Origin of the sequence: Methylobacterium sp. ME121 (genome assembly GCF_000974725.1) — a bacterium.
Taxonomy (GTDB): Bacteria; Pseudomonadota; Alphaproteobacteria; order Rhizobiales; family Beijerinckiaceae; genus Methylobacterium; species Methylobacterium radiotolerans.
In genome coordinates this window covers 106699-129482 of sequence record NZ_BBUX01000008.1, presented here as the reverse complement: position 1 = coordinate 129482, position 22784 = coordinate 106699, and the positions used below count along the sequence as shown (strand labels likewise).

Annotated in this window: 22 protein-coding genes; 15 read left to right on the top strand and 7 right to left on the bottom strand. The window is 71.1% G+C overall.

Annotated elements, in window-relative coordinates; all coding sequences use genetic code 11:
- Window position 1: 1 nt before the first annotated feature.
- The 5 genes from shc to hpnA are packed head-to-tail and all read right to left on the bottom strand — an operon-like array spanning window position 2 to window position 6112.
- Window positions 2-1999: a squalene--hopene cyclase gene (shc, locus tag ME121_RS08690; protein WP_012322316.1), complete on the bottom strand. Its 1998-nt coding sequence runs from the start codon at window positions 1997-1999 to the stop codon at window positions 2-4.
- 42 nt (window positions 2000-2041) lie between these two features.
- Window positions 2042-3343, bottom strand: coding sequence for a hydroxysqualene dehydroxylase HpnE (gene hpnE, locus ME121_RS08685; RefSeq protein WP_012322315.1), 1302 nt, complete (start codon window positions 3341-3343; stop codon window positions 2042-2044).
- Window positions 3343-4194: a presqualene diphosphate synthase HpnD gene (gene hpnD, locus ME121_RS08680; RefSeq protein ID WP_012322314.1), complete on the bottom strand. Its 852-nt coding sequence runs from the start codon at window positions 4192-4194 to the stop codon at window positions 3343-3345. The genes hpnE and hpnD overlap by 1 nt, the downstream gene beginning before the upstream one ends.
- Window positions 4191-5087 carry a squalene synthase HpnC gene (gene hpnC, locus ME121_RS08675; RefSeq protein ID WP_024828101.1) on the bottom strand — a complete coding sequence of 299 codons (897 nt, stop codon included), beginning with the start codon at window positions 5085-5087 and terminating at the stop codon, window positions 4191-4193. The genes hpnD and hpnC overlap by 4 nt, the downstream gene beginning before the upstream one ends.
- Entirely contained in the window at window positions 5084-6112 is a 1029-nt protein-coding gene (hpnA, locus tag ME121_RS08670; RefSeq protein WP_029357992.1) for a hopanoid-associated sugar epimerase, read from the bottom strand. Before hpnA ends, hpnC begins: the two co-directional genes overlap by 4 nt.
- A 564-nt stretch (window positions 6113-6676) precedes the next feature.
- Between hpnA and rpsF the strand changes: the two genes are divergently transcribed.
- The 10 genes from rpsF to ME121_RS08620 all read left to right on the top strand — a co-directional run bounded on the left by rpsF (window position 6677) and on the right by ME121_RS08620 (window position 15524).
- Window positions 6677-7141 carry a 30S ribosomal protein S6 gene (gene rpsF, locus ME121_RS08665; RefSeq protein WP_012322311.1) on the top strand — a complete coding sequence of 155 codons (465 nt, stop codon included), beginning with the start codon at window positions 6677-6679 and terminating at the stop codon, window positions 7139-7141.
- 3 nt (window positions 7142-7144) lie between these two features.
- The gene (rpsR, locus tag ME121_RS08660) at window positions 7145-7396 is read left to right on the top strand and encodes a 30S ribosomal protein S18 (protein ID WP_007561044.1); all 252 of its coding nucleotides are present in this window, start codon (window positions 7145-7147) and stop codon (window positions 7394-7396) included.
- A gap of 128 nt (window positions 7397-7524) precedes the next feature.
- Complete coding sequence (locus tag ME121_RS08655; protein WP_059408674.1) at window positions 7525-8574, top strand: DUF2232 domain-containing protein; 1050 nt, start codon at window positions 7525-7527, stop codon at window positions 8572-8574.
- Between the two features lie 41 nt (window positions 8575-8615).
- Complete coding sequence (gene rplI, locus ME121_RS08650; protein WP_012322309.1) at window positions 8616-9188, top strand: 50S ribosomal protein L9; 573 nt, start codon at window positions 8616-8618, stop codon at window positions 9186-9188.
- Window positions 9189-9477: 289 nt separating this feature from the next.
- A complete protein-coding gene (locus ME121_RS08645; RefSeq protein ID WP_012322308.1) occupies window positions 9478-10965 on the top strand; it encodes a replicative DNA helicase in 1488 nt (495 codons plus the stop codon).
- 227 nt (window positions 10966-11192) lie between these two features.
- The gene (locus ME121_RS08640; RefSeq protein WP_012322307.1) at window positions 11193-11642 is read left to right on the top strand and encodes a cupin domain-containing protein; all 450 of its coding nucleotides are present in this window, start codon (window positions 11193-11195) and stop codon (window positions 11640-11642) included.
- A gap of 10 nt (window positions 11643-11652) precedes the next feature.
- Window positions 11653-12555, top strand: coding sequence for an SMP-30/gluconolactonase/LRE family protein (locus ME121_RS08635; RefSeq protein ID WP_024828104.1), 903 nt, complete (start codon window positions 11653-11655; stop codon window positions 12553-12555).
- A 41-nt stretch (window positions 12556-12596) separates the two neighbouring features.
- Entirely contained in the window at window positions 12597-13484 is an 888-nt protein-coding gene (locus tag ME121_RS08630) for a VOC family protein (RefSeq protein ID WP_245297721.1), read from the top strand.
- Between the two features lie 82 nt (window positions 13485-13566).
- A complete protein-coding gene (gene lgt, locus ME121_RS08625) occupies window positions 13567-14457 on the top strand; it encodes a prolipoprotein diacylglyceryl transferase (protein WP_059408673.1) in 891 nt (296 codons plus the stop codon).
- On the top strand, window positions 14454-15524 hold the full coding sequence (locus tag ME121_RS08620) for a class I SAM-dependent methyltransferase (RefSeq protein ID WP_059408672.1): 1071 nt from the start codon (window positions 14454-14456) through the stop codon (window positions 15522-15524). The genes lgt and ME121_RS08620 overlap by 4 nt, the downstream gene beginning before the upstream one ends.
- A 42-nt stretch (window positions 15525-15566) precedes the next feature.
- Here ME121_RS08620 and ME121_RS08615 read toward each other — a convergent pair whose 3' ends face one another.
- A complete protein-coding gene (locus ME121_RS08615; protein WP_012322302.1) occupies window positions 15567-15758 on the bottom strand; it encodes a hypothetical protein in 192 nt (63 codons plus the stop codon).
- A gap of 144 nt (window positions 15759-15902) precedes the next feature.
- Here ME121_RS08615 and pgeF point away from each other — a divergent pair, with 144 nt between their 5' ends.
- From pgeF to ME121_RS08600, 3 genes are all read left to right on the top strand, one after another.
- A complete protein-coding gene (pgeF, locus tag ME121_RS08610; protein ID WP_024828108.1) occupies window positions 15903-16670 on the top strand; it encodes a peptidoglycan editing factor PgeF in 768 nt (255 codons plus the stop codon).
- A 265-nt stretch (window positions 16671-16935) separates the two neighbouring features.
- On the top strand, window positions 16936-17775 hold the full coding sequence (locus ME121_RS08605; protein ID WP_024828109.1) for an outer membrane protein: 840 nt from the start codon (window positions 16936-16938) through the stop codon (window positions 17773-17775).
- A gap of 191 nt (window positions 17776-17966) precedes the next feature.
- On the top strand, window positions 17967-18728 hold the full coding sequence (locus ME121_RS08600) for a DUF2076 domain-containing protein (RefSeq protein ID WP_012322299.1): 762 nt from the start codon (window positions 17967-17969) through the stop codon (window positions 18726-18728).
- A gap of 99 nt (window positions 18729-18827) precedes the next feature.
- On the opposite strand, the gene ME121_RS08595 is transcribed toward ME121_RS08600, so the two are convergent.
- Window positions 18828-19637, bottom strand: a complete 810-nt coding sequence (locus ME121_RS08595) for a L,D-transpeptidase (protein ID WP_043075039.1) — start codon at window positions 19635-19637, stop codon at window positions 18828-18830.
- A 277-nt stretch (window positions 19638-19914) separates the two neighbouring features.
- Here ME121_RS08595 and ME121_RS08590 point away from each other — a divergent pair, with 277 nt between their 5' ends.
- On the top strand, window positions 19915-20631 hold the full coding sequence (locus tag ME121_RS08590) for a protein phosphatase CheZ (protein WP_012322297.1): 717 nt from the start codon (window positions 19915-19917) through the stop codon (window positions 20629-20631).
- Window positions 20632-20705: 74 nt separating this feature from the next.
- On the top strand, window positions 20706-22766 hold the full coding sequence (uvrC, locus tag ME121_RS08585) for an excinuclease ABC subunit UvrC (protein ID WP_059408671.1): 2061 nt from the start codon (window positions 20706-20708) through the stop codon (window positions 22764-22766).
- The last annotated feature ends 18 nt before the right edge of the window (window positions 22767-22784 follow it).

Below are 22784 nucleotides of genomic sequence, written 5' to 3'. Positions count from 1 at the left end.
GTCACATGCCGAACTGGACGCGCCGGCTGTTGCCACGCTTGAGGTTGCGGAAGCGCGCCATCGCCCAGAGCGGGAAGAACTTCGGGTAGCCATGGTACCGCAGGTAGAACACCCGCGGGAAGCCCGTGGCGGTGTAGCGCTCCTCCTTCCAGAATCCGTCCGCGCCCTGCGTGCGGGTCAGGAAGTTGATGCCCCGGGTCACGGCCGGGTCATCGACCGCGCCGGCCGCCATTAGGGCGAGCAGCGCCCAGGCGGTCTGCGAAGCGGTGGACGAGCCGGGCTCGAAGGCCGGGTCGATCTTGTACGAGGAGGCGTCCTCGCCCCAGCCGCCATCCGGGTTCTGGATCCGGATCAGCCAGGACACGGCCTTCTGGATGCGCGGATCGGCCGGGTCCACCCCGGCGGCGTTGAGGGCGCAGAGCACCGACCACGTGCCGTAGATGAAGTTCATGCCCCAGCGGCCGTACCACGAGCCGTCCTCCTCCTGGTCGTTCAGGAGGTAGTTCACGCCGCGGTCGAGGGCGCGGGAGGTCTCCCGGGTCTCGCCGAGCTGGGACAGCATCCCGACCACGCGGGCAGTCACGTCCGCGGTCGGCGGATCGAGCAGCGCGCCGTGATCCGAGAACGGGATGTGGTTGAGGTACATGTGGTTGTTGTCGGCGTCGAACGCCGCCCAGCCACCGTCCTCCGACTGCAGCCCCTCGACCCACTCGCGGGCGCGGGCGATCGAGGCCTTGTAGTCCGGCATGCCGGCGACGAGGCCGTGCTGGTGCATGGCCCGGTCCATCGCCATCACCACCACGGCGGTGTCGTCGAGGTCGGGATAGTGCGCGTTGGCGTACTGGAACGCCCAGCCGCCCGGCCGGACCTTCGGCTTGCGCGCCGCCCAGTCACCGACGATGTCGAGCACCTGGCGGGGCTTCAGCCAGTCCAGACCGGCGCGGGCCTGGGCCTCGGCCTCGGGGCCGCCCGCCTCGAGCAGCGCGTGGCTCGCGAGCGCCGTGTCCCAGACCGGCGAGACGCAGGGCTGGACGTAGGCCTCGTCGGCCTTCTCGACCACGAGCTTCTCGATCGCGTCGCAGGCGACGCGCACCTGCGGGTGATCGGGCCGGTAGCCCATCACCTCGTACATCAGCACCGAGTTGACCATCGCGGGGAAGATGGCGCCCAGGCCGTCCTCGCCGTTGAGGCGCTCGCTCACCCAGGCGCGGGCCATCTCCATGGCGCGCTGCCGGCTCTTGCGCGGCAGGTGATTCTCGACCCGCTGCAGCACCCGGTCGATGAAGCCGAAGATCGGCGTCCACGGCCACGTGGCGTGGGGGGAGCCCGGCCAGGAGCGGACGCTCTCCGGCGGCGTGACGAACAGCTCCTGCACGCTGATGCCGCGCGGGTTGCGCGCCCGGGGCTTGGTCGCCTGGAGCACGAACAGCGGCACCACGGTGGTGCGGGCCCAGTAGCTGATCTTGTCGAGGTGGAACGGGAACCACTTCGGCAGGAACATCACCTCGACGGGCATCACCGGCACGGCGCGCCACGGCACCTCGCCGTAGAGGGCCAGCATGAAGCGGGTGAACACGTTGGCGTTGGCCGCGCCGCCGCGGGACAGGATGCCCTCGCGCGCCCGGCGCATGTGCGGCGCCTCGATATCGTCGCCGATCATCTTGAGGGCGAAGTACGCCTTGACCGTGCAGCTCATGTCGAACGGCCCCTCGTGGACGAGGGCCCATCCGCCGTGCCGCCCCTGGGTGCGGCGGAGGTAATTGCCGATCTTGGCCTCGAGGTCGCCGGGGACCTGCGTGCCGCGGAAATGGTGGAACAGGATGTACTCGGACGGGATCGTGGCATCCGCCTCGAGCTCGAAGCAGATGTGCCCGTCGTCGTGCGCCAGGGCGGTCAGCGCGCGCGTCGCCTGCGCCACGCCGCGCTCGACGTCCTCGAGCGAGATCCCCTGAGTCTTGGAGCGCTGCAGCGCCTCGACTTTGCTTACGGCCTCTCTCATAGTCCTCGCCTCGAACGACCGCCTCGCGGCGGACGCCATGCCTCAAGCTGCGCCGCGCACCTGGGTTCCAGCGCGCACGACAGATCCCGCACGCAAGGAACGTGCGGCCGTCTGGCCCGAGCGGATCGCTCCCTCGATCGTCGACGGCAGGCCGGTGGCGGTCCAATCGCCTGCCAGGACGAGATTGTCGTAGGCGGTTTCGGCCTTCGGGCGCCGCGCGGCCTCCGCCGGCGTCGCCGCGAAGGTCGCACGCTTCTCCTTTACGATCTGCCAGCTGGGCAGGTCCGGTGCAAGGTTGTACAGCTGCGCGATCTCGGCCCAGATCTGCCGCGCGAGGTCTTCGCGAGGCACGTCGAGGAGCCGGTCTGCACCGCTGATCGTGACCGAATACCGGTCCGGATAGGCGAAAAGCCACTCTGTCAGGCTGTTGACGACGCCGAGGACGAGGGGGCTGCCGGGCTTCGGCGCCAGCGCGAAATGCGCGTTCACGATGGAGCGGAATTCCGTCGGGGCGAGGAGACCGGGCAACACCTCCCGGGCCACCCACGGCGGCAGCGCCAGCACGACGCCGTCCTCCGGGCCGAGGCTCTCGGGGCCGTCCGAGAACACGAGTTGCCCGACGCGGCCCTCCGCGCTTTCCAGTCCGCGCAGGCGCCGGCCGAGGCGGATCTCGCAGCCGCGCGCCGTGAGGTAGCGGATCGCCGGATCGACGAAGGCGTAGGACAGGCCCTCGACCGCGACGAGGGGACGGCAGGCCTTGCCGCCCGCGCCCAGGGTCTCGCGCAGGATCCGCGCAGCCAGCCCGACATCGCTGTCGCGGGGCTCGGTGTTGAGGGCCGCGAGCAGCACCGGGTGCCAGAGGCGCCGGTAGAGCGTGCCCTCGCAGGCCATGTGCGCGCCGATGGTTCCGCCCGCGCCCTCCGCCTTGCCGGAGGCCGCGCGCAGGATCCCGAGGGGCGCGAGGTAGTCCCGCGCCCGCGTCCCGGGGACGCGGCGGGCGGGACTCATCACCCACCAGGGCAGCCGCCCCGCGTTGGGCCGCAGCCGCCAGCGCTCGCCGGTCTGCAGGTCGGCGAAGTCGAATTCGGCCACGTCCGGGCCGACCAGGGCGTCGGCCGGCGCGCCGACGGTCCGGAGGAAGCCGAGGGAATCGGCGTTGCCGGACAGGAGCAGGTGGTTGCCGTTGTCGATGGTCAGGCCGAGGGCCGGGTCGTAGTACGAGCGGCACCGGCCGCCGGCCTGCTTGGCGGCCTCGTGCAGGACCACCCGGGCGCCGGTTTCGGCGAGCGCGACGGCCGCGGAGAGGCCGGCGAGGCCGGCGCCGACGACGTGGACGGTGCCCATCAGATCAGGCCGTGGCGGAGGACGACGCCCAGCAGCGCGAGCTTGCCGGGCTTCACCCGGGCGCGGGGCATCGCCCAGCCGCGCGCGAGGACCGCCTTGAGGTAGAGGTGATAGGCGGCGGCCATCAGCCGGGCGGCCTTGGTCGCCTTGCGGGGGCTGCGCCGGATGATCTCCCAGGTCGCCTGATAATGGTCCTCGGCCTCGCGGGCGAGGGAGACGCAGACCTCGCCGATGCGGGGATGGCTGATCGCCTGGACCGGCGTCGGGTCGGTGAGGCCGATCGCCCGGAGCTTCTCCCGGGGCAGGTAGAGGCGGCCGCGCTCGGCATCCTCGTCGATGTCGCGCAGGATGTTGGTGAGCTGGAGCGCGCGGCCCTGATGCCACGCCAGCCGGATGCCGTCCGCCTCCGGCATGCCGAAGATCCGCACCGACAGCCGGCCGACCGCGCTCGCGACCCGGTCGCAGTAGAGGTCGAGGGTCTCGGCGTCGGGGGCGACGATGTCCTCGACGGCGTCCATCGCCATGCCGTCGATGACCGCCTGGAAATCCTCGCGCTTCAGGCCGAAGCGGCGCACGGGCTCCACGAGGTCGCGCACGCGCGCGGCCGGCCGGCCGGCGTAGAGGGCGTCGATGTCGGCCCGCCAGCGGTCGAGCTCGACCTGCCGGACGGCGCGGGTGCCGCCGTCGTCGGCGACGTCGTCGACCGCGCGGCAGAAGGCGTAGACGGCGTACATCGCCTCCCGCCGCTCCTTCGGCAGCAGGCGCATCGCCGTGTAGAAGGAGGAGCCGGCGGCGGGCAGCGCCGGGGCGGCGCTCTCCGGGTCCTGGGCGGGCGTGGCGGTGGCGGTCACGAGCGGATTCCCTGAGCCGCGGCCCGGACGGTCCGGCCGCGGAAGGGCCGGCGCGCCAGGGTGGCGGCGACGCCGCCCAGCGCCGTCAGCGCGAAGGCGGCCTTGCCGTGATGGACTTTCTCGGAGAGCGGGTCGCGCTCCAGCAGGCCCCGGCTCAGCACGACGGCGAGCCGGTGGATGGCGGCGATCTCCAGTGACAGGCGCAGATCGTCGATCAGGTCCGGCAGGACCGCGCCCTCGTCGAGGAGCTCGAGGCATCGCTGCGCGAGCTCGCGGATCGCGGCCCGGAGCTGCGGCGGCGCCTTGGCCTCGCCGAGCATCGCCACGGTGGCGCCGTGACGGTCCAGGCAATCCCGCGGGAGGTAGACCCGGTCAAGTGCGGCGAAGTCCTTGCCGCAATCCTGGAGATGATTGATGACCTGGAGCGCCGCGCAGATGGCGTCGGAGGCTCGGTAGACCCGGGCCGGATCCTCGCCGTGCACGTCGAGCACGAACCGCCCCACCGGCATGGCCGAGTAGCGGCAGTAATGGATCAGCTCGTCCCAGTCGGCGTAGCGGTTCTTGCGCGCGTCCATGCGGAACGCGTCGAGGAGTTCGAGCGCGTGTCGGGGCGGCAGGCCGCGGGCCGCGAGCTCGCGCTTCAGCGGCTCGGCCTCGGGATCGGACGGCCCGGCGCCCGTGAGCGCGTCGGCGAGGCGATCGAGCAGCTCGATCTTGCGCTCGGGCGACAGGGCGGCGTGATCGGCCACGTCGTCGCCGGCGCGGACGAAGTTGTAGAAGGCCAGGATCGCGCCCCGGTGGCGGGGATGGATCAGGTGCGAGGCGACGGGGAAATTCTCGTCCCGGTGGCCCTTGCCGGAGCGCGTCGCGGTGGCGGAATCGAGGGTGCTCATGCGAGGTAGCCCGCCTCCCGGAACCACGTGATCGCGTCGGACAGGCCCTCGCGGTAGGGCCGGGCCGTGTAGCCGAGCTCGGCGCGCGCCTTCCGGTCCGAGAAGAACATCCGGTAGCGCGACATGCGGATCCCGTCGATCGTCGCGAAGGGCTGCCTGCCGGTGACCCGGGCGGCGAGCTGCGCGAAGAACGCCACCGGGTACACGGCGGCCCGGGGCAGGTTCACGGTCGGCGGCTTGCGGCCGACCATGCCGGCGATGTCGGCGAGCATCTGCGAGAGGAACACGTCCTCGCCGCCGAGGATGTAGCGCTCGCCGATCCGCCCCCTGCGCAGCGCCAGCAGATGCCCCTGGGCCACGTCGTCCACGTGAGCGAGGTTGAGGCCGGTGTCGACGAAGGCCGGCATCTTGCCGAGCGCCGCCTCCTGGATGATCCGCCCGGTCGGCGTCGGCTTGACGTCGCGGGGACCGATCGGCGTCGACGGGTTGACGATCACCGCCGGCAGGCCCTCCCGGGCGACCATCTCCTCGACCACGCGCTCGGCCACGACCTTGCTGCGCTTGTAGGCGCCGATCGCGGTCTCGGGCGTCAGCGGCATGGTCTCGTCGGAGGGCGTGACGCCGTCGGCCGGCGGTCTGATCGTCGCCACGCTCGACGTGTAGACGACCCGCTCCACCCCGGCCTCGAGGGCGGCGCGCATCATGAGGCGCGTGCCGTCGCGGTTGGTCCGGACGATCTCCTCCATGTCCGGCGCCCAGAGCCGGTAATCGGCCGCGGCATGGATGAGGTAGCGCTGGCCGCGCATCGCCGCCGCCACGGCGGCCGGGTCGCGCATGTCGCCCTCGGCGATCTCCACGTCGGTCCAGGTGAGGTTTCGGCGAGGGCTCGAGGCGCGCACGAGGATGCGCACCGGGAAGCCGGCCCGGCGGAACACGTCGACCAGGGCTGAGCCGAGGAAACCGCTCGCGCCGGTGATCAGCACGGGACCGACCTCGGAGGGGCCGGAAGATGGGGCCTCTGCCATCGCGGATCTGGAGGATTATCGAAAAACCAGCGCGGCCGGGGATCCCCAGCCGCGCCGCGCTTGTGTCATCGAACCGCCCGAGCGGCAAGCCGCGGCGGGTCCGGACGGGGCCGCGCAGCGGCGCCGGGGCGCCCACACGCCGCCGCGAGGCATCGCACTGACAGAGGCTCCGGATCGGCATCCGGAATGACGGCGCACGGTCGGGCGAAGCGCCTGACACGGAACGGCCGCGCGCCGAGGGTCGATCCTGGTCGGCGCCGGACAGGGGCGAGGCCGCGCAGAGCCGCATCCGGCTCCGTGATGGGCAAGACGACCTTGCCACGCCCGCAAAAACCGACTATGCGCCGCCCCTCGCGTTCGCTCCGGCCGGGGGCTGAACGGACGGTGCCGCTCGCGGCACAGGGCTCTCCCAGATCCCGTCGTCCGGTGTCTCCGCCTTCGATCAACCGCTCGGGCCTGAAAATCGGCTCGAAGGGCTTGGCGCCGAGCGTAGCGCGAGATGAACCGGCCCGAATCAGCCGCCCTCCGGCGGCCGGGCTCCTTTTGACGATGAAAGGCCCGACGATGCCTCTCTACGAGCATGTGCTCTTGGCCCGCCAGGACGTGACGTCCCAGCAGGTCGAGACGATGATCGACACCTACAAGGGTGTGATCGAGCAGAACGGTGGCCGTCTCGAGAAGATCGAGATGTGGGGCGTGAAGTCCCTCGCCTACCGGATCAAGAAGAACCGCAAGGCGCATTTCGCGCTCCTCAACATCGACGCCCCGCCGGCCGCCATCGCCGAGATGGAGCGCCAGATGCAGATCTCCGAGGACGTGCTGCGCTTCATGACCATCCGGGTCGAGGAGCTCGATTCCGAGCCGTCCGCCATGATGCAGAAGCGCGACCGCGACGACCGCAAGGATCGCGAGCGCGGCCGTCGTCGCGATGACGAGGGCTTCGGTGGCGGTGGCGGCTTCGGCGGCGACCGGGGTGACCGCGGCGATCGCGGTGACCGCGGCGAGCGCAGCTTCGGCGGGGAGGGCTAACCCATGGCATTCGGTGCTGGTGCGGGCGGCGGACGCCGTCCCTTCTTCCGTCGTCGCAAGACCTGCCCGTTCTCCGGCGCGAACGCGCCGAAGATCGACTACAAGGACGTCAAGCTCCTGTCCCGCTACGTGTCCGAGCGCGGCAAGATCGTGCCGTCGCGGATCACCGCGGTCTCGGCCAAGAAGCAGCGCGAGCTCGCCCAGGCGATCAAGCGCGCCCGCTTCCTCGGCCTGCTGCCCTACGTGATCAAGTAGGCCATCGGAACCCGCCGGCCCGGCATCTGCCCGGGCCGGCCCTCTCAGAGGGCGGCTCGCGCCGCCCGATCGTTGGGGCGCGTAGCCGCCTCTAACCCTGCCGCACCGGCAGCGGGACAGCGGACTTCATGGCACAGCACATCGGCATCGGTATCGGCGCGGGCCTCGTCTCCGCACTCCTGTTCGGGGTGCTGCTGAAGGCGACCCCGCTCGCGATCCTGCTCTACCTCGTGGCGCCGCTGCCGATCCTGATCGTCGGCCTGGGCTGGAGCCACAAGGCCGCGCTCGCCGCCGCCGCCGCCGGCAGCCTCGCGCTGGTCCTGGTGATCGCACCCTTCATGGGACTGGCCTTCGCGGCCTACATCGCCCTGCCCGCCTGGTGGCTCGCCTACCTCACGCTCCTCGGGCGCGAGACGCGGGCGGGCCTCGAATGGTACCCGACCGGCCGCCTGCTCGGCTGGATCGCCGCCACGGCCGCCCTTGCCTTCATCGCCATCGCTGTCCTGTCCTCGCCGAACCACGCCGCCTTCGACGCGCAGCTGCGCGGCCTCGCCCAGACCCTGGTCCAGACGCGGCTGCCCGCCACCCGCCCGTCCGCCGAGCCCCCGCGCACCGGGACTCCGCGCGCCGACGCGCCGTCGACCGGCAGCGAGGCGGCCGGCAGGGACGGGGCGACCGCGCCCGGTCCGGCTCCGCAGGCCGATGCCGATCCGGCGGACGTCACGCGGGCCGAGGTGGCGGACGCCCTCGCCCGCGTCGTGCCCGCCTTCGCGGCCAACGGCCTCGCGCTGCTCCTGGCCTTCTATCTCTGGGCCTCGGCCCGGATCGTGAAGATCTCCGGACGCCTGCCGCGGCCCTGGCCTGACATCCCGTCCACCGCCATGCCGCGCAGCACGCTCGTGGCGGTCGCGGCGGCCGTCGCGATGTGCTTCGCGCCCGGCTACGTCGGCGTGTTCGGGGTCGCGCTCCTCGGCGCGTTCAGCGCGGCCTTCGCGCTCCAGGGGCTCGCCGCTTTCCACGACCGCTCGCGCGGCCGGCCGGGGCGCGGGCTCATGCTGTTCGGCATGTACCTGATCCTGTTCGTGACCCAGGGCATCGCTCTGGTCGCCCTCACCCTGTTCGGCCTCGCCGACACAGCCCTCGACCGCCGACGTCCCAAGGGCGATCCGGCGCCGTGAGACCCCGGCCCGCGTGGCCGAACACCTGAAGGAGAAAGACCATGGAAGTGATCCTGCTCGAGCGCGTGGCCAAGCTCGGCCAGATGGGCGAGACCGTGAATGTCCGCCCGGGCTTCGCCCGCAACTTCCTGCTCGCCCGCGGCAAGGCGCTGCGCGCGACGGAAGCCAACAAGAAGCACTTCGAGGCCCAGCGCGCCCAGCTCGAGGCCCGCAACCTCGACCGCAAGAAGGACGCGGAGGTCGTCGCCGAGAAGCTGAACGGCCAGAGCTTCATCCTGATCCGGCAGTCGGGCGAGACCGGCGTGCTCTACGGCTCGGTCTCGACCCGCGACCTCGCCGAGGTCGTCTCGAAGGAGGGCTTCACGGTGGATCGCGGTCAGTTCACCCTGAACCAGCCGATCAAGACGCTCGGCCTGCACACGGTCCCGGTGGTGCTGCACCCCGAGGTCGAGGTCGAGATCACCGTCAACGTCGCCCGCAGCCCCGAGGAGGCCGAGCGCCAGGCCCGCGGTGAGTCGGTCACCGAGCGCGAGGCGTTCAACCTCGACGACCTCGGCCTCGAGGTCGGTCAGGCGCTGGCCGATGCCGGCGAGGGTGCCGACGACCGCGGCTGATCCCGGTTCGAGGTCCCGGCCAGCCAACCGGCCGGCCGGGCGGCGGGGTCCTTGCCCGCCGTGTATACCGGTGAACACTGGGGATGATTGCCCCCGAGGCTTGACACGTTCCAGTTTTGTTCCAGCATGGACGCCCGTCGCTCGCGAGAGTCGGCGGGCGTCCGCTTTTCCGCGCCCCGGCTTGGGAGAACCGGCCGTCGGCTAGGCTTCGGTAACCATACCGGGGTCAAGGTCGTGCGGTGTGATCCTGGCGCGCCCGCCGCGGCGCCTGATACGGAGTCGTCCGCCGATGGCCCTGCCCAATGCGCTCACGGCCAAGCTCGAAGCGGTCCAGGCCGAGTACCGCGTCGCCCCGCACAACATCGACGCGGAGCAGGCGCTGCTGGGCGCGATCCTGGTGAACAACGACGCCTATTACCGGGTGTCGGACTTCCTGCTGGCCGAACACTTCATGGAGGATGCCCACCAGCAGATCTTCACAGTGGCGGCGTCCCTGATCAAGGCCGGCAAGCTCGCCACGCCCATCACCATGAAGACCTATCTGGGCGACGCCGATTTCGGCGGCCAGACGGTCATGCAGTACCTCGCGCGACTGGCCGCCGACGCCACGACGGTGATCAACGCCGGCGAGTACGGCCGCACGATCTACGATCTCGCCATCCGCCGCCGGCTGATCGCCATCGGCGAGGACCTGGTGAACGGCGCCTACGAGGCGCCGGTGGAGGAGTCGCCCCGCGACCAGATCGAGCACACGGAGCGGCGGCTCTACGAGCTCGCCGAGGCCGGACGCTACGACGGCGGCTTCCAGAAATTCTCGGACGCGCTGACCGCCGCGGTCGACATGGCCGCCAAGGCCTACCAGCGCGACGGCAAGCTCTCGGGCATCGCCACGGGCCTGTCCGACCTCGACGCCAAGATGGGCGGCCTGCAGCCCTCCGACCTGATCATCCTCGCGGGCCGCCCGGCCATGGGCAAGACCTCGCTGGTGACCAACATCGCCTTCAACATCGCCAAGGCCTACCGCGGCGAGAAGCAGCCGGACGGCACGACCAAGACCGTGAACGGCGGCATCGTGGGCTTCTTCTCGCTGGAAATGTCGGCCGAGCAGCTCGCCACCCGCATCATCGCCGAGCAGTCGGGCGTGCCGTCCTACAAGATCCGCCGCGGCGACATCCGGCCCGAGGATTTCTACAAGATCACCGACGCCGCCCGGGACATGCAGACGATCCCGTTCTACATCGACCAGACCGGCGGCATCTCGATCGCGCAGCTCGCCGCCCGCGCCCGGCGCCTGAAGCGCCAGAAGGGCCTCGACCTCCTGATCGTCGACTACCTCCAGCTCCTCTCGGGCTCGTCCAAGCGCAGCGACAACCGCGTGCAGGAGATGACCGAGATCACCACCGGCATGAAGGCGCTGGCCAAGGAGCTGGCCGTGCCGATCATCGGCCTGTCCCAGCTCTCCCGTCAGGTGGAGAACCGCGACGACAAGCGGCCGCAGCTCGCCGACCTGCGCGAGTCGGGCTCGATCGAGCAGGACGCCGACGTCGTCATGTTCGTGTTCCGCGAGGAGTACTACGTCGGGAACAAGAAGCCCCGCGAGGGCACGGAGGAGTTCTTCGCCTGGGAGGCCGAGATGCAGCGCGTCCACGGCAAGGCCGAGGTGATCCTCGGCAAGCAGCGTCACGGCCCCACCGGCACCGTGGAACTGCAGTTCGACGCGAACATCACCCGGTTCTCGAACCTCGCGCAGACGGACCGGATCCCCGAGCAGATGTGAGCGTCGCGCCGTCCTCGGGAGCGCAGCACGCGACCCAGGCCAGCGCCCCACGGGGAGGCCACGGAGCGACACGGGCCGGCTTCGCTACGCTCGCACCGTCGCGGAAGCCGTCCGCTCATCCGGCCCCGGAACGACGTCTGGGGCATCCGGGCCTTCGTCGGCAGACGCGAACCATCGCCAAGCCCGGCCGTTGTGGGAGGGTGAGTCCCGCCGCGGCAGGAGCGACGATGAGTGAGCCGACCCCTCCGAAGATGCCGTACTGGCACGTCTACACCGATGCGGAGGGTGTGAGCCGCCAGGAGCTGTTCCACCTCGAGCGGTTCAAGTTCGAGGGGATCAACCCCGAGACCGCGCCCCAGTGGAACGACAAGATGGATCCTGCGCCGTCGGTCGTGACCTTCACGGTCCTGCCGGTCGGCTGGGTCGGCGAGTGGCACGAGAACCCGCGGCCGCAATGGATCGCGATCCTCTCGGGCCGCTGGTTCGTGGAAACGATGGACGGCCACCGGGTCGAGATGGGCCCGGGCGAGCTTATGATGGGCGAGGATCAGAACACCAAGGAACGGGATGGCAAGAAGGGCCACCTCTCCGGCACGGTGGGCGACGAGCCCTGCACGATGATCGTGACCGGGCTCCAGGTTGAGCCGACCGTCAACCAGCCCGGCCGCTTCAAGTAAGGGCGGCCCCATGGACGGCTTCGAACTCACGCAGCCGCGCTTCAAGGCCTACATCCTGCCGAACGCCCCGCTGCAGAAGCTCGCCGACGGGTTCCGCTGGACGGAGGGCCCGGTCTGGTTCGGCGACCGCGACGAGCTGCTGTTCTCCGATCTTCCCAACAATCGGGTGATGCGCTGGGCGGAGTACGCCGGCCTGAGCGTCTACCGGGAGGCGGGCGACTTCGAGAACGGCCACGCCCGCGACCGCCAGGGGCGGATGCTGTCCTGCTCGCACCGCGGCCGGCGCATCCATCGGACCGAGCTCGATGGCCGCATCACCAGCCTCGTGGAGCGCTACCGCGGGCGGCGGCTGAACTCGCCCAACGACATCGTCTGCAAGTCGGACGGGACGATCTGGTTCTCGGATCCACCCTACGGCATCCAGACCGACTACGAGGGTGGCAAGCAGGAATCCGAGCTGCCCGCCGCCGTCTACCGCTTCGACCCCCGCGACGGCTCGCTGCGGGTGGTGGCCGACGATTTCCAGGGCCCGAACGGGCTCTGCTTCTCGCCCGACGAGCGGCGGCTCTACATCGTCGAGACCGGGCTGCAGTTCGACACCGACCCGCTGCAGCACGTGCGCGTGTTCGACGTGGCCGAGGACGGCAGCCTGTCGGGCGGCTCGGTGCTCTTCAAGATCGCGCCCGGCAATGCCGACGGGATCCGGTGCGACGAGCACGGCAATGTCTGGTCGAGCGCCGGGGACGGGGTCCACTGCATCGACCCCGGCGGCGAACTGGTCGGCAAGATCCTCGTGCCCGCGACGGTCGCCAACCTCACCTTCGGCGGCCGCAACAACAGCCGCCTGTTCCTCTGCGCCTCGCAGGCACTCTACGCGATCTACGTGAACGTGCGGGGGGCACCGCTCCTGTGAGCGGCATCGCTCCCCCGAGCGGCATCGCTCCCAAGAGCGGCGTGCGCGCCCTCGTCGGCTTCGGCCGCACCGTCGCGGACCTCGCCGTCACCGAAGCCTTCTACCGGGACGGGCTCGGCTTCGCGCGGATCGCTCCACCGGAACCCCTGCCCGGCGCGCAGGCGGAGGCGATGGGCCTCGCGGGCCAGCGCGCCACGCAGCTGCGCATGCGGCTCGGCGGGCAGAGCGTGACATTCATGACGGTGGATCCGCCCGGCGCGCCCTACCCGGCCGATCCAGCGGCGACGGATCCGTTCTTCCAGCACCTGGCGGTCCCGGTCCGCGACATGGGGGCCGCGGCGGCGCAGCTGGCACGGCTCGCACCGATGCCGATCAGCCGCGGCGGGCCGCAGCGTCTGCCGGCCTCCACGGGAGGCGTGACCGCCTACAAGTTCCGCGACCCCGACGGGCATCCCCTGGAGTTGATATACTTTCCCGACGGGCCCGCCGCGACCCGCTGGCGCGACGCGCCGGGCCTGTTCCTGGGAATCGACCACTCGGCGATCACCGTCACCGACCTCGACGCCACCCTGGCCTTCCTGACCGGGTCCCTGGGAATGTGGGTGGCGGAGCGCGGCCTGAACCGCGGACCGGAGCAGGCGCGCCTCGACGGCGTCGACGATCCGCAGGTCGACGTGATCGCCCTCGAGCCTCCGGAGCCCGCGCCGCACGTGGAGCTCCTGCATTACCGCACGCCCGCGACCGAGCGGCGGCTCGTCTTCGGGCCCGCCGACCGGGCCTCCACCCGCTCCGTGTTCACCGCGGCGGACCCGCAGTCCCTCTCGCACCGCCTGCGCGAGAGCGGACAAACTCCGCTGACCTCCGCCGACGGCGCGGCCGCCTATTGCGCCGGCCCGGACGGACACGGCTTCTTGTTCGTGCGCGGCTGAGGCCGCGCTTTCGGAAGGGGGCCTCCGGGCTTGACGCGTCGCCCCTCCGGCGTCCAAGCCGGCCGCCCCGGAGGTGAGATAGATGCCGCTCCTCGCCCTGCCCTTTCCGGCCATCGATCCGGTGGCGATCGCGATCGGGCCGATCACGATCAAATGGTACGCGCTCGCCTACATCGCCGGCCTGATCGGCGGCTGGTACTACGCGCGCCGCCTCGTCATGTCCGACGGTCTCTGGGGCGTGGTGAAGCGCCCGCAGGTCGCCGACATCGACGACCTCGTCGTCTGGGTGGCGCTCGGCGTCGTGCTCGGCGGGCGGATCGGCTACGTGCTGTTCTACAATCTGCCGATGTACATCTCCGATCCGTGGGAGATCCTGGCGATCCGCAACGGCGGCATGTCGTTCCACGGCGGCTTCGTCGGGGCGATCCTGGCTTTCGTGCTGTTCGCCCGCGGCAAGGGCCTCAACGCCTACACGCTCCTCGATATCGGCGCCGTGGTGGTGCCGATCGGCCTGTTCTTCGGCCGGATCGCCAATTTCGTGAACGGCGAGCTCTGGGGCCGGGTCGCGCCGGACTTCCCCTACGCGATCGTGTTCCCGAGCGGCGGGCCGCTGCCGCGCCACCCGAGCCAGCTCTACGAGGCGGCCACCGAGGGCCTGCTGCTGTTCATCGTGATGGCGCTCAGCGTCCGCCGGTTCGGCTTCCGCAAGCCGGGGCTCCTCGGCGGCATCTTCGTCCTCGGCTACGCGCTGGCCCGGACCTTCTGCGAGTTCTTCCGCGAGCCGGATCGCCAGCTCGGCTTCCTGTTCGGCGACCATGTCGGTCCGATGGGCGGCGGCGTGACCATGGGCATGCTGCTGTGCGTGCCGATGATGATCGTCGGCCTCACCTACATCGTGCTGGCCGCGACCGGCCGGACACGTCCCCGCCATCCCGTCGAGGCGCCGGCGGCCGAGGCGGCCGTCGAGGCGTGACACCGCTCGGAGCCGAGATCGCGGCGCTGATCCGCCAGAACGGGCCGATCGGTGTCGACCGCTACATGGCCCTCTGCCTCGGGCACCCGGTCCACGGCTACTACCGCACCCGCGATCCCCTAGGTGCCCAGGGCGACTTCACCACCGCGCCCGAGATCAGCCAGATGTTCGGCGAGCTGCTCGGTGCCTGGACAGCCTACGTCCGCGGCTCGATCGGGGCGCCGGATCCGCTCCTCCTGGTGGAGCTGGGGCCCGGCCGCGGCACGCTGATGGCGGACGCGCTGCGCGCCTTGCGGGCGGCGCTCCCCGGGGTGCGCGTGGCACCGCACCTCGTCGAGACGAGCCCGGTGCTGCGGGCCGCGCAGGCCCGCGCCCTCTCCGGGACCGGCGCCGTGTGGCACGACAGCGTCGAGACGCTGCCCGAGGGGCCCAAGATCATCCTGGCCAACGAATTCTTCGACTGTCTGCCGGTGCGCCAGTTCGAGCGCCGGCCGTCGGGCTGGCACGAGCGGCAGATCGGCCTCGATCCGGCGGGCGGTCTCGCCTTCGGCCTGTCGCCGGAGCCGGTCCCGGGCCTCGTGGCGGACGGCCCGGACGGCGCGCTGATGAGCGTGCCGGCGGCCGGCCTCGCGCTGATCCGCGCGCTGGCCCGACGGCTGGTTTCCGGTGGAGGCGCCCTGCTGGTCGTCGATTACGGCCATGTCCGCCCGGGCTTCGGCGACACCCTCCAGGCGCTGGCAGGACATCGTTTCGCCGACCCGCTGGCGGAGCCTGGCGAGGCGGATCTGACGCATCACGTCAATTTCGCCGCCCTCGCCCAGGCGGCCCGGGCCGAGGGCGCAGCGATCCACGGTCCGGTCGATCAGGGTGATTTCCTGGCGGCGCTCGGCCTCGGCGCCCGTGCCGAGCGGCTGAGGGCACGGGCCAATCCGGCGCAGGTCACCGCGATTGATGCGGCCGTCACCCGCCTGACCGATCCGGGCCGGAGCGGCATGGGCAGCCTGTTCAAGGTGTTGGCGGTGAGCGGCCCGTCCCTCGGGCCGCTCCCGGGATTTCCGGCGCCCTGAGCCGCCGGGAAGGTCCTCAGCCCCGAACGGGGTCGGGATCGCTCAGCCGAAGGAGCCGAAGCCGGAATCGGTCTGGCTGGCGGGCCGCGGCGTCGGCGGCGCGGGCGGGTTGAGGTCGGTCGGGTCGAAGGCGGCGGGCTCTCCCGTGACGGGGTGGGCAGGCGCGCTCGGGATCCGGGGCTCTTCGGCCTCGGGCGTCTCGGGCAGGGCGTCGGTCTCGATCCCTCGTGACATTGCGATCCTTCTCAAGGCGGAGCCGGATCGGCTCCATACTGCAATGCAGCAAGAATCTGACGCTTGAACGACATCGTCAAGGGTCCGCCCTTGCGCTATCGGGGCGCGACAGGGGCAAGCGCGAGGCCGACCGTGACCGCAGGCATGTTCATCGAGGCGCCGGAACTCTCCGCCCACGCGGGCATGCGCCACGCCTTCTTCACCCGCGTCGGCGGGGTCTCGGAGGGCCTGTACGCGTCGCTCAACGGCGGCCTCGGCTCGCAGGACGCGCCGGAGCGCGTCGCCGAGAACCGGGCGCGGATGTGCGCGCGGCTCGGCCTGCCGCCGGACCGGCTGGTGAGCCTGTATCAGGTCCATTCGGCCGAGGTGGTCACCGTCGAGGCGCCCTTCGCGGCGGAGCGGCCGAAGGCCGACGCCATGGTGACGCGGGTACCGGGCCTGGCGCTCGGCATCGCCACCGCGGATTGCGGGCCGATCCTGTTCGCGGACCCCGAGAACGGCGTCGTCGGCGCAGCCCATGCCGGCTGGAAGGGGGCGCTCACCGGCGTGATCGGCGCGACCGTGTCGGCGATGGAGGCGCTCGGGGCGCGGCGGAGCCGGATCGTCGCCGTCCTGGGACCGACGATCGGGCAGGCCTCCTACGAGGTCGGCCCGGACTTCGTCGCGCGGTTCCGGAGCGACGCCCCCGGCATGGAGCGCTTCCTCGGCCCCGGCACGCGGCCCGGACACGCGCAGTTCGACCTCCCGGGCTTCATCCTGGCCCGGCTGGAAGAGGCCGAGATCGGTGAGGCTACCGCCCTGAACCTCTGCACCTACGCGGATCCCGAGCGGTTCTACAGCTACCGGCGGACCACCCATCGCGGCGAGGCGGATTACGGCCGTCTCATCTCCGCGATCGCGCTCGTCCCCTGACCGCGCGGTTCCTCACGATGCGGGGGTGCGACACTTTGTCGACCGCGAGACCGAAAAAAGCGTAGCCGTAAATGAACCTTGGCCATTCGGCCGCGTTCAGGGGTTAAGGTGCCGGGGAAAACGGCGGGTTGCCACAAGGGGCCGCGAGAGCGGTCGGCGACACCGCGGAGCGCAAAGCAACCCTGGAACCGCTGGAACGCAGCCAGACCCGGTTCCGCAACCGTTCCCGCGACGGACGGCGCGGACCACCAGTGAGGACCAGATCATGAAATCCATGCTCCGTGTGACCACGGCCCTCGCGGGCGTCGCCTTCGCCGGCTCGGCCTTCGCGGCCGACCTGCCGCGCCGCGCCGCCCCGCCGCCGGTGTTCACCCCCGTCCCGGTCTTCACCTGGACCGGCGCCTACTTCGGTATCAACGCCGGCTACGCCTTCGACGCCAGCGACCGCAACACCGGCAACACCTTCGCGGTACCCTTCCCCTACGCCGCCCCCGGCACCGTCGCCTCCTTCCGCAACCGCAGCCAGGACGGCTTCTCCGGCGGTGGCCAGATCGGCTACAACTGGCAGCTGACCCCGGGCTCCGGCGTCGTGATCGGCGTCGAGGCCGACGCCCAGTACCTCGACTTCGGCCGCAGCCGGAACAACGCCTTCGTCTCCGGCGCCGTCGCCCCCGGCTACTACCTCACCGACCCGCGCGGCCTCTCCAGCCTCGACTTCTTCGGCACCGTGCGCGGCCGCCTCGGCTACGCCTTCGACCGTACCCTCGTGTACGGCACCGGCGGCTTCGCCTACGGCTCGGGCAGCGCCGACCGCTCCTTCGGCGGCTACGCCGGTAACGACAGCTTCCGCACCGGCTGGGCCGCCGGCGGCGGCATCGAGTACGCGCTCCCGACCGACTCGTTCCTGAACTTCTTCCGCTCCTCGGCCGTGACGCTGAAGGTCGAAGGCCTGTACGTGAACCTCGACCGCGGCACCCGCAACCAGGGCGCGTTCGTCATCAACGCCGCCAACAACTTCCCGGTCGTCTACAGCGGCGTCGGTCGCCGCGACGACCAGTTCGCCGTCGTCCGCGCCGGTCTAAACTACAAGTTCGGCACGTTCTAGGATCGCGCGGCCGCGGCCGCGCCCCACCGTCGACATCCGGGAAGCCCGGCCGGCAGGTCGGGCTTCTCGCTTTTCGGGGTCCGCGGATGAAGTTTTCGCAATCCCCCTGACAAAGCGTCGCCGCGCACCCATGTCCTAGCTGCCATGCGGCGCGTTCGGGCCCGCGGGTGAGATTCGAGGAGGACGACTCCATGAACAGCGAAGAACGCGACGTCATTTCGGGAATCTTCCAGCGGCTGGAGCAGGCGCAGACCCAGCCCCGCGACGCGGAGGCGGAGCGCTTCATCGCCGACAAGCTCCGCGCGCAGCCCTACGCACCCTACGCGATGGCGCAGCTGATCTACGTGCAGGAAGAGGCGATCAAGAGCCTGAACCAGCAGCTGGAGCAGGCCCGCAGCCAGGCGGCCTCGGCCCAGCCCTCCGGGGGCGGCGGCTTCCTGTCGAGCATCTTCGGCGGCGGCAGCCAGCAGCGCCAGGAGCCGCAGCCCGGCTACGGGCAGCCGCGTCCGGGTGGCCAGCCCTGGGGCAACCAGGGCGGCGCGCCGCAGGGTTACCCGCAGCAAGGCTACCCGCAGCAGGGCGGCTACCCGCAGCAGCAGGGCGGCCCGTGGGGCGGCCAGCCCCAGGCCCCGGCGCGCGGCGGCGGCTTCATGGCGACGGCGCTGCCCATGGCGGCCGGCGCGGCGGGCGGCATGCTCCTCGGCAGCGCCCTGTCGAACGCCTTCGCGGGCGGCCATTCGAGCCTCGGCAGCGCCGCGGCGGCCGGCCTCGGCGGCGGTGGGGGCGAGACCATCGTCAACAACTACTACGGCGACGGCGGCAACCAGGATCTCGGCTCGGCCCTCGACAACAGCGGCAGCGACCTGGGCGGGTTCCAGGACGCCGGCTACAGCGATCCGGGCGGTGATTTCGGCGGCGACCTCGGCGGCGGCGACGACAGCGACTGGACCTGATCGGCGCTGACATCGAGCGGAAGGCCCGGTCGCGTCAGGCGCGGCCGGGCCTTCTCCGTATCGGCGGGTTCGATCCGCGACGGCGCGCGCGTCGGGCGCTCAGAGCACCTCGACCCGGGTTCCGACCGGCACGCGGTCGTAGAGGTCGATGACGTCGTCGTTCATCATCCGAATGCAGCCCGACGAGACCGACTGCCCGATCGTGTTGGGCTCGTTCGTCCCGTGGATGCGGTAGAGCGACGAGCCGAGGTAGAGGGCGCGGGCGCCCAGCGGGTTCTCCGGGCCGCCGGCCATGTGGCGCGGCAGATCGGGACGACGGGCGAGCATCTCGGCCGGCGGCGTCCAGTCCGGCCACTCCGCCTTGCGGCTGACCGTCTTGAGACCGCTCCAGGCGAAGCCGGGGCGGCCGACGCCGATCCCGTAGCGCAGCGCGCGCTGCCCCGCCTGCACGAGGTAGAGATGCTTGCCGGCGGTGTCGATCACGATCGTGCCGGGCTTCTGCCGCCCCGCGAAGGCGACTTCCTGGCGCTGATACTCAGGCGGGACTGCGCGGCCGATCCGCCCCGGATCCGCCTGGGGCGCACCGTAGGCGGCCGCGGGCGGCGCGCCGTAGGGCTGCGGGGCACTGTAGGACTGGCCGTACGCCTGCCCGTACGCCTGCCCGTAAGCTTGGGCAGGCTCCGGCTCAACCGGCACCAGCTCGCCGGAATAGGCGGCGACCCGCTGCTGCGGCGCGGCGCGCTGCGGCCAGCCGCGCCCGGCGCCGCCGGCGCTGCCGGTGACGAGATACTCGATGAGGCCGCCGCCGTAGCCGCCCTCGGCGTAGCGCGCCTGCTGCGCCCAGGCGGGGCCGCACAGCACGAACGCGGCCGCAGCCACCCCCATTCCCATACGGACTGAACGCCGCATCGCCGCATGCTCCCGAGCCGGAGCCCACGCTCCCGGCCCGCGAACGATCCCGTCACATTTTACCGAATCGGGTGAACAAACGTGGTGAATCGTCTCCGCAGCCCGGCCTCTCCCCGGCCCGTCGCCGCCAGCGTGAATCGGCGGTTAAGCTTGGCGGCACCGCCCGGCCTCACCCCGGAGCGGGCAGAGCCCGCCGGAAGAAGCTCGGCAGTCACAGTCCGCTAACCGTTATGGTAGACAGTCTCGGCGACGGAACCCGAACGCTCACGCCCGGACGATGACCCAGAAGCGCTATCGCATCGAAGACAGTCTCGGGCTTCCCGCGGCTCCCCCTCCCGGGCCGGGGGCGTCCGCCTCGAGCGAGCGCCTGGAGGAGATCTTCAACGCCATCCAGGACTTGCGCCGCGTCACGCAGATGAGCGCGAGCGAGACCATCGAGTCGTGCCGGCGCGAGCTGCACGAGGCGCTGGCGATGCGCACCGAACTCGACGTGATGAAGGAGGCGATCACCCGCACCAAGTCGGAGCTGGCGACGCTTCACCGGACCGAGAATACCGGCAAGGGCATGCGCCGGGCGGCCGACGAGCTCGACGCGGTGGTCGACTCCACGGAGCGCGCCACCACGCAGCTCCTCGGCGCGGTCGAGGAGATCGAGAGCCACGCCGGCATGCTCAACGCCGCGACGCTGCCGCCCGGCATGAAGCCGCACGTCGACGTGATCCTCGAGCGCGTGATCACCGCCTACGAGGCCTGCAACTTCCAGGACCTGACCGGCCAGCGGATCACCAAGATCGTCGGCGTGATGAAGTTCATCGAGGAGCATCTCGACCGGCTGATCGCCACGTGGTCGGAGCTCGACAGCTTCAAGGAACTCATCACCGTCATGCCGGTGCCGACCTCCCTGGACGACGAGAGCTCGCTCCTCAACGGGCCGAAGCTCGACCACGACGTCGGTCACGTGGATCAGAGCGACATCGACTCGCTGTTCGACTGATTGATCGGATTGGGCGCGCGATTTTTGTCGCCGCCCCCGTCCCCCTGGCGGTCCGGAGCGCTTAGATCTGCGGTATGAGCCGCAGAGCCCTCTCAGACCTGCCCCCCGACACATTCGACGACGGCCGCGACGCCGAGCGGGACGAGGCCGTCGACGAGCCGGAAGCCGAACTCCCCGACACGGAGACGCCGGAGATCGACTTCGATTTCGAGCCGGGCGCCGTCCAGGCCGGCACGGAGGTGATCCGCCGGTTCTGGTCGACCCTGCCGTCGTCGCCCGGCGTCTACCGGATGTTCGACCATCGCGGCGACGTCCTCTATGTCGGCAAGGCCAAGAACCTGAAAGCGCGGGTCGGCTCGTACGCGCGGGGCCAGGCGCACTCGAACCGCATCGCCCGGATGATCTCGCAGACGGCGGCGATGGAGTTCGTCACCACCGCGACCGAGACCGAGGCGCTCCTCCTCGAGGCCAACCTCATCAAGCAGCTGAAGCCCCGCTTCAACGTGCTGATGCGGGACGACAAGTCGTTCCCCTACATCCTGGTCACCGACGACGGCCCCGCCCCGCAGATCGTCAAGCACCGGGGCGCCCGGCGCCGGAAGGGCAACTATTACGGCCCCTTCGCCAGCGTCTGGGCGGTGAACCGGACGGTGAACGCGCTGCAGCGCGCCTTCCTGCTGCGCACCTGCACCGACAGCTACTACGAGAACCGCACCCGGCCCTGCCTGCTCTACCAGATCAAGCGCTGCTCCGGCCCCTGCACGGGCGAGATCGGACCCGAGGACTACGCCGCGATGGCGGATTCCGCGCGGGCGTTCCTCGCGGGCAAGTCGAACGCCGTGAAGGACCGGATGCGCGCCGAGATGCAGGCGGCGTCCGAGGCGATGGAGTTCGAGCGTGCCGCCCGGTTCCGCGACCGCATCGCAGCCCTGTCGGCGATCCAGGGGGTGCAGGGGGTCAACACCCAGGGTGTGGAAGAGGCGGATGTGTTCGCCCTCGACGAGCAGGCCGGCCAGTTCTGCATCGAGGTGTTCTTCTTCCGGAACTTCCAGAACTGGGGCAACCGCGCCTATTTCCCGAAGGCCGACCGGACCATGACGCCCGACGAGGTGCTGGGCTCGTTCATCGGCCAGTTCTACGACGACAAGCCCGCGCCCCGGACGGTGCTGACGAGCCACGCGATCGAGGACGCGGAGCTGGTGGCGGCGGCCCTGTCGAGCCGGGTGGAGTACCGCGTCGAGATCCACCGGCCGAGCCGCGGCGAGCGGAAGAACCTCGTCGACTACGCCCAGCGCAACGCCAAGGAGGCGCTGGCCCGGCGCCTCGCCGACACGGCCTCGCAGGGCAAGATGCTCGCGGCGCTCGGCCAGGCCTTCGGGCTCGACGGCGCACCCCGCCGGATCGAGGTCTACGACAACTCGCACATCATGGGCACGAACGCGGTCGGCGGCATGATCGTCGCCGGCCCGACGGGCTTCATGAAGGCGCATTACCGCACGTTCAACATCAAGTCCGAGGATCTCACGCCCGGCGACGATTACGGCATGATGCGCGAGGTGCTGCAGCGGCGCTTCAAGCGGCTCGCGAAAGAGGCGCCGCGCACCGAGCGCGAGGCGGCCGCGGGCGAGGGCGAGGTGCCGGAGCCGGTGCCCGCGCCGGCGGAGGAGAACGATGCGTTCCCGGCCTGGCCGGATCTCGTGCTGATCGACGGCGGCAAGGGCCAGCTCGAGGCCGCGCGGGCGGCGCTGGAGGAGGTCGGCGTGGCGGGCGTTCCCCTGGTCGGCGTCGCCAAGGGCCGCGACCGCGATGCCGGCCGCGAGACGTTTTTCGTGCCCGGCCGCCCCCCCTTCAAGCTTCCGCCGCGCGACCCGACGCTCTACTTCGTGCAGCGGCTCCGCGACGAGGCGCACCGCTTCGCCATCGGCAGCCATCGGGCCAAGCGGAAGCGAGAGATGGTGAAGAATCCCTTGGACGAGATCGCCGGCATCGGCCCGAGCCGCAAGCGCGCGCTCCTGCACCATTTCGGGACCGTGAAGGCGATCCAGCGCGCCGCCTTCGAGGATCTGGCCAGGACCCCGGGCGTGAACGCCGCCACAGCGCGGGCGGTCTACGACTTCTTCCATGCCGGCGCCTGAGAACCCGGCCGCGATGGC

Bases quoted from the DNA above. Each gene is read 5' to 3' on its own strand.
- shc (WP_012322316.1), bottom strand. From the start codon at position 1,999: ATGAGAGAGGCCGTAAGCAAAGTCGAGGCGCTGCAGCGCTCCAAGACT.
- hpnE (WP_012322315.1), bottom strand. From the start codon at position 3,343: ATGGGCACCGTCCACGTCGTCGGCGCCGGCCTCGCCGGCCTCTCCGCG.
- hpnC (WP_024828101.1), bottom strand. From the start codon at position 5,087: ATGAGCACCCTCGATTCCGCCACCGCGACGCGCTCCGGCAAGGGCCAC.
- hpnA (WP_029357992.1), bottom strand. From the start codon at position 6,112: ATGGCAGAGGCCCCATCTTCCGGCCCCTCCGAGGTCGGTCCCGTGCTG.
- rpsF (WP_012322311.1), top strand. From the start codon at position 6,677: ATGCCTCTCTACGAGCATGTGCTCTTGGCCCGCCAGGACGTGACGTCC.
- rpsR (WP_007561044.1), top strand. From the start codon at position 7,145: ATGGCATTCGGTGCTGGTGCGGGCGGCGGACGCCGTCCCTTCTTCCGT.
- ME121_RS08655 (WP_059408674.1), top strand. From the start codon at position 7,525: ATGGCACAGCACATCGGCATCGGTATCGGCGCGGGCCTCGTCTCCGCA.
- rplI (WP_012322309.1), top strand. From the start codon at position 8,616: ATGGAAGTGATCCTGCTCGAGCGCGTGGCCAAGCTCGGCCAGATGGGC.
- ME121_RS08645 (WP_012322308.1), top strand. From the start codon at position 9,478: ATGGCCCTGCCCAATGCGCTCACGGCCAAGCTCGAAGCGGTCCAGGCC.
- ME121_RS08640 (WP_012322307.1), top strand. From the start codon at position 11,193: ATGAGTGAGCCGACCCCTCCGAAGATGCCGTACTGGCACGTCTACACC.
- ME121_RS08635 (WP_024828104.1), top strand. From the start codon at position 11,653: ATGGACGGCTTCGAACTCACGCAGCCGCGCTTCAAGGCCTACATCCTG.
- lgt (WP_059408673.1), top strand. From the start codon at position 13,567: ATGCCGCTCCTCGCCCTGCCCTTTCCGGCCATCGATCCGGTGGCGATC.
- ME121_RS08615 (WP_012322302.1), bottom strand. From the start codon at position 15,758: ATGTCACGAGGGATCGAGACCGACGCCCTGCCCGAGACGCCCGAGGCC.
- pgeF (WP_024828108.1), top strand. From the start codon at position 15,903: ATGTTCATCGAGGCGCCGGAACTCTCCGCCCACGCGGGCATGCGCCAC.
- ME121_RS08605 (WP_024828109.1), top strand. From the start codon at position 16,936: ATGAAATCCATGCTCCGTGTGACCACGGCCCTCGCGGGCGTCGCCTTC.
- ME121_RS08600 (WP_012322299.1), top strand. From the start codon at position 17,967: ATGAACAGCGAAGAACGCGACGTCATTTCGGGAATCTTCCAGCGGCTG.
- ME121_RS08595 (WP_043075039.1), bottom strand. From the start codon at position 19,637: ATGCGGCGTTCAGTCCGTATGGGAATGGGGGTGGCTGCGGCCGCGTTC.
- ME121_RS08590 (WP_012322297.1), top strand. From the start codon at position 19,915: ATGACCCAGAAGCGCTATCGCATCGAAGACAGTCTCGGGCTTCCCGCG.
- uvrC (WP_059408671.1), top strand. From the start codon at position 20,706: ATGAGCCGCAGAGCCCTCTCAGACCTGCCCCCCGACACATTCGACGAC.